At 51.1% G+C, this 8906-nt stretch carries 8 protein-coding genes; 7 read left to right on the forward strand and 1 reads right to left on the reverse strand.

What is annotated here, in order from left to right:
* The coding region (locus tag ACEW8P_RS09380; RefSeq protein WP_373512824.1) for a hypothetical protein at positions 1-273 on the forward strand (273 nt) is incomplete at its 5' end.
* 66 nt (positions 274-339) lie between these two features.
* On the opposite strand, the gene ACEW8P_RS09385 is transcribed toward ACEW8P_RS09380, so the two are convergent.
* Complete coding sequence (locus ACEW8P_RS09385) at positions 340-1680, reverse strand: Nramp family divalent metal transporter (RefSeq protein WP_373512825.1); 1341 nt, start codon at positions 1678-1680, stop codon at positions 340-342.
* A 246-nt stretch (positions 1681-1926) separates the two neighbouring features.
* On the opposite strand from ACEW8P_RS09385, the gene ACEW8P_RS09390 reads away from it, so the two are divergent.
* The 6 genes from ACEW8P_RS09390 (at position 1927) to ACEW8P_RS09415 (ending at position 8685) form a co-directional block, all read left to right on the forward strand.
* Positions 1927-2589 (forward strand): metal-dependent transcriptional regulator, encoded by a 663-nt coding sequence (locus tag ACEW8P_RS09390; RefSeq protein WP_373512826.1) that lies wholly within the window; start codon positions 1927-1929, stop codon positions 2587-2589.
* Between the two features lie 11 nt (positions 2590-2600).
* Positions 2601-3677, forward strand: a complete 1077-nt coding sequence (locus ACEW8P_RS09395) for an LptF/LptG family permease (protein ID WP_373512827.1) — start codon at positions 2601-2603, stop codon at positions 3675-3677.
* Complete coding sequence (locus ACEW8P_RS09400; RefSeq protein ID WP_373512828.1) at positions 3674-4570, forward strand: DMT family transporter; 897 nt, start codon at positions 3674-3676, stop codon at positions 4568-4570. The genes ACEW8P_RS09395 and ACEW8P_RS09400 overlap by 4 nt, the downstream gene beginning before the upstream one ends.
* Positions 4571-4633: 63 nt before the next feature.
* Positions 4634-5584, forward strand: coding sequence for a glycosyltransferase family 2 protein (locus ACEW8P_RS09405; RefSeq protein ID WP_373512829.1), 951 nt, complete (start codon positions 4634-4636; stop codon positions 5582-5584).
* The gene (locus tag ACEW8P_RS09410; protein ID WP_373512830.1) at positions 5577-7001 is read left to right on the forward strand and encodes a DUF6056 family protein; all 1425 of its coding nucleotides are present in this window, start codon (positions 5577-5579) and stop codon (positions 6999-7001) included. Before ACEW8P_RS09405 ends, ACEW8P_RS09410 begins: the two co-directional genes overlap by 8 nt.
* The gene (locus ACEW8P_RS09415; protein WP_373512831.1) at positions 6994-8685 is read left to right on the forward strand and encodes a hypothetical protein; all 1692 of its coding nucleotides are present in this window, start codon (positions 6994-6996) and stop codon (positions 8683-8685) included. The genes ACEW8P_RS09410 and ACEW8P_RS09415 overlap by 8 nt, the downstream gene beginning before the upstream one ends.
* The last annotated feature ends 221 nt before the right edge of the window (positions 8686-8906 follow it).

The raw sequence follows: 8906 nt of genomic DNA on the forward strand, positions 1-8906 counted from the left end.
TCCCGGTTGTATGTGGATACCCATCGAACCGTATCGCAGCTAGTCGCGGCGGAGGAATTCGTCTATTGTTACATGAAGTTAGTGAACGGGCCCGAGCACTGGGAGTTTGAAGCAGGACAAGTGGATATAGAACACTACGACAAAGAGCAAATACGGGGTAGTTTCTCTATCATCATGCACCATCTGTTTTACGATAAGAACAACCCCGATCCTAACAAAGTCTGCACTTTGAACGGAACCTTCGATGCTCTCCTTTTGCCGTATGAAAAGTGAGTAAAGAGCACAAAGTAAGCTGGCGCAAGCTATTTTTTCTTTGTGCCCCTGCACCTCTGTACTCCCTTAAAAAAACGTATCCCACAGTAAGTATCCGTTCAACACCAGAATGATGGCAGCAACGACCCAGCTAATAATGTTGAGTCGTTTTGTGTTGGCGAAGACGCCCATTTTGGCGCGGTCACTCGTGAACATGATGAGCGGGATGACGGCGAAACTTAATTGCATCGATAGGACGACCTGGCTAAGTACCAGCAGTTCCGCCGCGCCGTCTTCCCCGTACATGATCGCCACCACAAGCGCCGGGACAATCGCGATGAGTCGCGTGATGAGGCGCCGCAGCCAGGGTTTGAGGCGAAGATTCAGGAAGCCCTCCATCACAATTTGTCCGGCCAAAGTACCCGTCAGCGTAGAATTCTGGCCCGAGGCCAGCAGGGCCACGGCAAAAAGCACGCTAGCCCATTTCGCCCCCAGCATAGGATCAAGCAGTCGGTAAGCGTCGGTAATGTCGGCTACTTCGAAGTTACCGTTTTCGTGAAAAGTGGCGGCAGAAAGGATCAGAATGGCGGCGTTGACGAAAAAAGCCAATCCCAAAAATACCGTGGAGTCGATCGTAGCAAACTTGATGGCGGAACGCTTCCCTGCGTCATCGCGCTTGTAGTTTCTGGTCTGCACGATACTGGAATGCAGGTAGAGGTTGTGCGGCATGACCGTAGCACCCAGAATTCCGATGGCGATGTACAAGGCCGTGGAGTCCGTAACTACCTGCGCCTGCGGTACCAATCCGCCCAAAATTCCAGCCATGGAAGGCTGCGACACGATCATTTCATAAATAAAACTTACCATGATAAGGGCGATCAGACCGCCGACAATGCTTTCCAGCACCCGGAAACCTCGCTGTTGGAAGTACAGAATCAGCAGCACATCGAAGCCCGTAAGTACCACGCCCACGGCAAGGGGCATCCCAAATAACAGATTCAGAGCTATGGCTGACCCGATGACCTCGGCCAAATCACAGGCCGCAATGGCGATTTCGCATAATATCCACAACACGAACGACACCGGACGCGAGTAGTAGTCGCGGCAGGCCTGCGCCAGATCTCGACCCGTAGCGATGCCGAGTTTGAGCGAAAGGTGCTGCAACAGCATCGCGAAGAGATTAGAAATCAGGATTACTGACAGCAGAGTGTAGCCGAAACGGGAGCCGCCTTCAATATCGGTGGCCCAGTTGCCGGGGTCCATGTAGCCTACTGCCACCATCAGACCAGGCCCGATGAAAGCCGCCATTTTCTTCCACCAGCCTTTGCCCTCCGGGACATTTATAGAAGCGTGTACCTCCGGAAGTGAGGGTAGCATTTGGGTGGGAAGCGGCGCGCCTTCTTCTTCAAGGAGTACTTTTCTTTTCATTTAAGATTTTTTAAGAGTTTGTTTTGAAGCGGCAGAGTGATGAAATTAAAAGTCAACAATTCATTCATAGACAGATCATTGCGTTTTGAAGTGCCTTTCATTAAACGTCTAAGGCCGGACGACTTCTTCTCAGGAAAGCCGCAAAGATAAAAACTTATTTTTAGACTGCCCTAAATTTTTTCAATTGCCGTTGGTAAAGCGTACTTTTGCAGCACAACTAACTCCTGCCGATCTCAACTTTTCGTCATGGCGAATTCATTCACCGAAGAAAACTACCTGAAAATTATCCATAATATTTCTGGTCCCGAGGGCGCGGAGGTAAGCACCAATGCTTTAGCGGAAGGCACAGCGACCCGCGCGGCTTCGGTGACGGATATGCTCAAAAAGCTGGCGGAGAAGGAACTGATAAACTACAAAAAGTACCAGGGGGTCACGCTCACGGAGGCAGGGGAGAAGCTGGCTCTCAAAATTATTCGCAAACATCGTCTGTGGGAGGTGTTTCTGGTCGAAACGTTGGGCTTTGGCTGGGACGAGGTGCATGACATCGCCGAGGAATTGGAACATATCCCGTCCGACCGCTTAGTGGATCGGTTGGCGTCGTTTCTGGGCAACCCACAGTTCGATCCGCACGGCGACCCTATTCCCGATGCCAAGGGCAATATGCCCACCGCTGACTACCGAAAATTGTCGGAAGTGGCGGAAGGCGAAAAGGTGCTAATGATGGGAGTTTTAGATCACGAAACGCCCTTCCTGCAACACCTCGACCGCTCGGGCATCATGCTGGGCTGCCGCATGGAGGTACAAGAGATCAACGACTACGACAAGTCGGCGCTGGTACTTATTGACGACGTCAAGACCTTGTTCATCAGTCAGGAAGTGTCGAAAAACTTACTTGTCCAACGCCTCTGAGGCTCCCCGAATTGAAGATACTGGATCGCTACATCCTCAAAAACTTGCTGGTCACTTTTATTTTCGTGGCGTTCGTCATAGTGTTCATCATCTGTATGATCGACTACACCGAAAAAGTGGATGATTTTCTGGAAAAGAGAGCCCCGACCTCGGCGATCATTTTCGACTACTACCTCAATCTGGTTCCTTACTGGGTCAACTACATCAGCCCGCTGATGGTCTTCATCGCCACGGTTTTCTTCACCTCGCGCATGGCGGCCCGCACCGAAATTATCGCGATCCTCAGCAGTGGCATCAGTTTCGGACGGCTGCTGGTACCCTACCTGATGGGGGCGACGATCATCGGTGGCGTCATGTTTGCGCTCGTGGGCTGGGTGCTGCCCAGAGCCAATAAAATCAGGAATGAATTTGAGCGAAAGTACGTCAAAGACGAGTTTTATTTCGACGGACGCAACGTCCACATCAAGGTTGCGCCCAATGTCTATGCTTATCTGGAAAGCTACAACGTGACGACCAAAACGGGCAACAAATTCACGCTGGAAACCGTGGTAGGTAACGAACTCAAAAAGAAACTGACCGCCGACAAAATCGAGTGGCAACCAAAAAAAAATAAATGGGCCTTAAAAGACTATCGCATCCGCGACCTTGAGAAGAAAAACGAAGCCCTAAGTTTCGGCACCGAACTCGACACGCTCATCAATCTAAAACCCAGCGACTTTGAAAGCGATTACAACCTCTTCGAAACCTTCACGTTGCCCGAACTTAACGACTACATCGCCCTACTGGAAAGCCGCGGTTCTGACGGTCTGGAAGTTTATCTGATCGAAAAGTACACCCGCTTCACGCAGCCCTTCGCCATGCTGATTCTGACCGCGATCGGCCTTATCGTATCGGGGCGCAAAAGTCGGCAAGGGGTGGGATTACAGATTGCGCTCGGCTTTGCGCTGGCGTTCATCTACATTCTCTTTTTTCTGCTTTCAAAGGGCGTGGCTGAGTCGGGGAATATCAACACGCTGCTGGCAGTATGGCTGCCCAACATTGTTTTCACGTTTGTGGGTCTGGCGCTGTTCAAAACGTTACCCCGATGAACGAATCGCCGCCGTTACGCTCCTATCTGCAGCTGCATTTTCTGGTGCTGATTTGGGGCTTTACGGCGATCCTGGGCTTGCTGGTCACGATTGCTCCTGCGGCCCTGGTACTGTACCGCACGGTATTGGCCGCGCTGGGGTTAGCGGTGGTGATTTCTTTACAAAAAAAAGATTTCCGCGTCAGTCGTCGGCAGGCATTTCGGATGATGGCCGTGGGGACCCTACTCGCCACACACTGGATTTTATTCTTTGCCTCGGCGAGAATTTCCACAGCTTCGGTTTGTTTGGCAGGGATGTCCACGACTTCGCTCTGGACTAGTTTCGTAGAGCCGCTTGTTGGCAAGAAGCGTGTCAACCCATTGGAAGTAGTACTTGGGCTGGTGGCCGTGGCGGGCTTATACATTGTTTTTCGTTTCGAGTTCGACCACGCGCTGGGCCTGCTGCTGGCGTTAGGATCAGCGCTGCTAGCGGCATGCTTTACGGTGGCCAACAGCCATTTTGTAAAGCGGCACGATGCGTTTGTCATTACTTTTTACGAAATGATCGGGGCAAGTGTTTGCTCATTGTTCTTCGTCTTTTTATTAGAAAAATATCAACTGAACAATGCTTTGCCGCTCTGGCCCGTGCTTGCCGATTGGCCCTGGATTCTGACCTTAGCGTTGGTCTGCACGGTCTATGCCTACTCGATGGGAACGCACTTGATGAAACAGTTTTCGGCTTACATGCTGAGCCTAACCGTGAACCTCGAGCCAGACTATGGCATTGCGCTGGCCTTCCTTATTTTTGGAGAAAAAGAGCGAATGACCGCTGGATTTTACCTGGGTACTTTTGTGATTCTGGGAGCCGTGCTGGCTTATCCTATCTTGCTCCGGCGCAAGCGAGCCTCGGCTTAAACTTTACCGAAGTTCGGGGGTTCGGCTTTTCCTGCTAATTTTGCGCCACCAAACGACCATCCTATGAACTCAGCGCGCCTGCTGCTGGTACTGCCCTGCTACAACGAGGAAGCCATCCTGCATCACACCTACGCGACGTTGAAGCACTATTTTGCTGGCATTGTCGGCAGTGGCCTCATCAGTCCGGACAGCAAAATCTGCTTTGTGAATGACGGTAGCCGCGATCGTACGTGGGAGATTATAGAGGAAATTGCGGCGACTGATCCCACGGTCATTGGCGTGAAACTCTCTCGTAATTTCGGCCACCAAAGCGCGATCCTGGCCGGATTGGAACACCACGTGGACGAATACGATTGCTTTATTACCCTCGATGCCGACTTGCAGGACGACATTCACGCCATGACCGGAATGCTCGAAAAGCACCGCGATGGGGCGATGATCGTCTATGGCGTCCGTAACGACCGCACCTCAGATAGTTGGTTCAAGCGCGTGACCGCCGAGAGTTTTTACACCGTCATGCAGAAAATGGGCGTTCCGGTCGTATTCAATCACGCCGACTTCCGGCTCATGGATCGCCGGGTTCTTCGGGAACTGGGTAATTTCCGGGAAATCAACTTGTTCCTGCGCGGTATCGTGCCTCTGGTGGGTTTCAAGAGTGAAAAGGTTTTTTACAAAAGACTGGATCGCTTGGCTGGAGAAACCAAATACCCGGTCAGGAAAATGATGCTCTTCGCCTGGAACGGTATCACGTCGTTTTCTACCTTCCCGATGCGGTTGGTACTCTATTTCGGCGTTTTCAACTTCGTGGTCGCGCTGGCCATCGTCGTCTATATCCTAACTTCTTACCTCTTCGGCTTCACGGTACCGGGCTGGACCTCCACGATGCTGCCGATCACTTTTTTCAGCGGCTCCAATATGATGGCTATCGGGCTGATCGGGGAGTATATTGGTAAGATTTACGAAGAGGTAAAGGGGCGTCCGCGCTACATCATCGAAAAAGTAGTGCATGACTGATCTTTTCAAGAAACACCGGAAAGTCGGCAACACGCTCAACTTGCTGCTGCTTGTAAGTGTACTGCTACCACTGCTCGTGCTGTCGTACTTCAATCACCCCTCCGCCGCCGACGACTACGGCTATATAGACACCGTCTTCAAATTCGGCTGGCTGGAAGCAATGCACTACTACTATACTGGATGGACGGGTCGGTACTTCGGCATCCTGCTCAACCACTCCAACCCGCTACTATTTCATTCCGTCATCGGATTTAAGGTTTTGCCCGTCATACTTCTATTGTGGTTGGTGGCTGCATTTTACGGGCTGGCGCGTCACCTTACGCCTACACTGTCGCGGCTGGCGCATTTGGGCTTCGCTGGGGTACTTTATTTCCTTTTGATATTAAAAATGCCCAGTGTAGCAGGCTTTTTCTACTGGATGGCCGCATTCGTCACCTACACCATTCCCAGTATCCTTACTTTTGGCTGGATCATCGTCGTCCTGCGCTGGTATCGTCTGGATACCAATACAATGCGTATTTTGACCGGAATCTTGGCGGGATTTTTGGTTTTTGCCATTATTGGCAGCAGTGAGGCTAGCTTACTCACTATCTTGATTTTAATTGCAGGCTATTGCGGCTATAGAATATTATTCCACCGAACGATCGATGGCTTGATGATTGGCGTGGTCGCAGCGGCGGCACTTGGCTGTTTGCTGTACTTTACTGCACCCGGATTGGATGTGCGCCTGGGTGGCAATCCGCTGGGCGGCAATATTCCCGCCTCTTTCCTGAATGCGTTTCAAATGTTAGGCATTCTGACTTTGGACTGGATTACCAAAACACCTCTGCTGCTTTTTACGGCGGTATGGCTGCTGGTACTTTCACGCATTACACCGCAGGCCCGCGCGCGCTTCGAGGTACCTTTTTGGTACATTTTCCTGCTGTATGTTGGCATTCTGGCTGCGCAGTTGTTTACTTCCTACTACGGAATCGGGATCGACCCCACCGAGCGGGAGGTCAACTTAGTCTATCTGTTTTTTCTGGTAGGTTGGTTTTATGTGGTAGGCGTATTGTTTCACTGGACGAGTAAAAAGCGTGAAATGCCGAAGCTTTCTTCGGTTTCGCAGTACATTCTTTTGGCGCTGTTGGGCTTGCAGGTTATCGTGTCACTCTATCGAAGTTCCAGCGTGCGGATAATTTACACTGATCTACTCAGCGGAAAAGCGGCTGCTTATGATGCAGAATTGTACCACCGCTACGACCTCATCAAGTCTTCCTCCGAGCCGATCGTTTATGTCCCCGCTCTCCAAAATCGACCTCAATCTCTTTACATTGACGATCTCAACGAAAATCCCGACCACTGGTGGAATAAGCTGATGGCTGGGTACTTTGGAAAGAAGGCAATTCATTTGCAAGAAGAGAATGCCAATGATTGAAGACCCTCATAGCACGAGAAAGGTACATTTCGGGTCAATCCTGCTGGTGGTGGCTCCGATTGTACTTTTCTATGTCGTCTCGGTCGCGTACAGCCTGAATATTCCCTGGTTTGACGACATCGAGAATATTCCCTATTTCCTGCTCAACTGGCTCGATGCTGATGACTTATCCGGCAAACTGAGTGCTTTGTTTCGACCCAACAACGAACACCGTGTGGTCGGCGCACGGTTGGTGGTACTTTTGCAGCAGGGCGTCACGGGTGCGATTAATTTTCGGGTACTGGCATTCATAGGCAATCTGTCGGTACTAGGCATTTTCTGGTTGATTGTCAGGAATTTCAGGAAAACAGAAAGTAAGGTACTTTGGCTGTTACCTGCCGCTTTGCTGATTTTCAATCTGCAATTTTACGCCATGACCTTCATGACGATCATGGCTTTGCAGTACCAGTTGGTCATTTTTCTGTCGTTCCTGGCTTTTCATCTTTTGGCCAGGCAGAGTACTCCAAGTTTCTGGCTGGCGATAGCCGTGGCCTGGCTCGATACGTTCAGCATGGGCAACGGTATGATGGTCTGGCCTTCGGGGGTAGTTTTGTTACTTTTCCAGGGACGCTGGAAAGATTTGGGGATCTGGACGGGACTGGGCGCGGTTGCCATTTTCCTTTATTTCTCGGGCTATGATTTCGTGCAGGGCAATGAGAAAGGCTTTACCTACATCCTGGCCAATCCACTAAAAGTACTCGTCGGACTATGCGCGATGGTGGGCGGAATCTTCGACATTTTCCCGACGGCTTCCTTTGGAAAGAGAATGCTGAGTCCGGCGGCCATGGGAGCTGCTTTGATGGGGTTTGTGATGTATTGGCTGGGAATGCTTTATACCAAATCGGTTTATTGGAACAAGGCCAAAAGCATGTGGATAACACGCTACCTCTCTGAACAATATTTGATCAAGCAGGAACGGTACGGAGCCGACGCCTTTTGGCTGGCGTCGTTGGCCTACCTGATGGCCAGCATGGCATTGGTAGTCTTCTTTCGGACACGCTTCGACTACGAGCTCGTACTTTGGAGCACCTACAAACTTTATCCGGGCTGCTTTGCCGCTATCTGCTATTTGCTGCTGATTTCGCTGGTGCAGTCAAAGTACAAAAAATACGTAATGAGCCTTGCTTTGTTCGGCGCTCTGCTGGCTTGGGGATCTTCCTACTACCATTTTGTGCCGGAGGTAGCCAAGATTCGCAAAGTAAGGCAGGCATTTGCTTTCAATCAACGGTACAACGGCATCGGACTGGGCACGTCGAAGGGAACTGCCTTTGAGCCGATGGTGGTCAGCACTTTGCAGGGAACGGCAGAAAAAGGCGTGTACCAACTACCATCTCCCCTGGTGCACCGGGGCGAGACGGATTTATCCCAACAATTTACGGAAGGTACTTCGAAAGTCACGCTGCGCGAAACGGAGGAATCTGTTCACATCGACCTACCTGAACAATCCACCGAGCCGCAGCCCGACCGCTACGCGGTACTGAAATCGCCCCGAAATATTTATCTATTCTATTCCTCCCCCGCCAGCGGAACGGCGGACTGCCCTAAGGCGATGCTCCGTGGAGGTACTTACAAGGTAGAAATCTGGGAAGTCGGCGATGAGCGCGACCGACTGCTTGCCACCCACCAAACCGTAACCATTCGCTGACGCCTGATGCCGTTCAACTCCCCCCAATACTTCATTTCATTCATCTGCGTCACGCTAGCTTATCACAGCCTGACCCGGCGGAAACGCTGGATGCTTTTGCTGGCGGCAAGTTGCTGTTTTTGTATGATCTTCAAGTTTGTGCCCGCTTCTCAGTGCCGTTTTGGTACGGATTTCTACTGTACGTCGGTATTTTGGCCTCATAGCTCATTACCTCGTATTAC

The organism is Persicitalea sp., from assembly GCF_041751555.1.
Classification (GTDB): Bacteria; Bacteroidota; Bacteroidia; order Cytophagales; family Spirosomataceae; genus Persicitalea.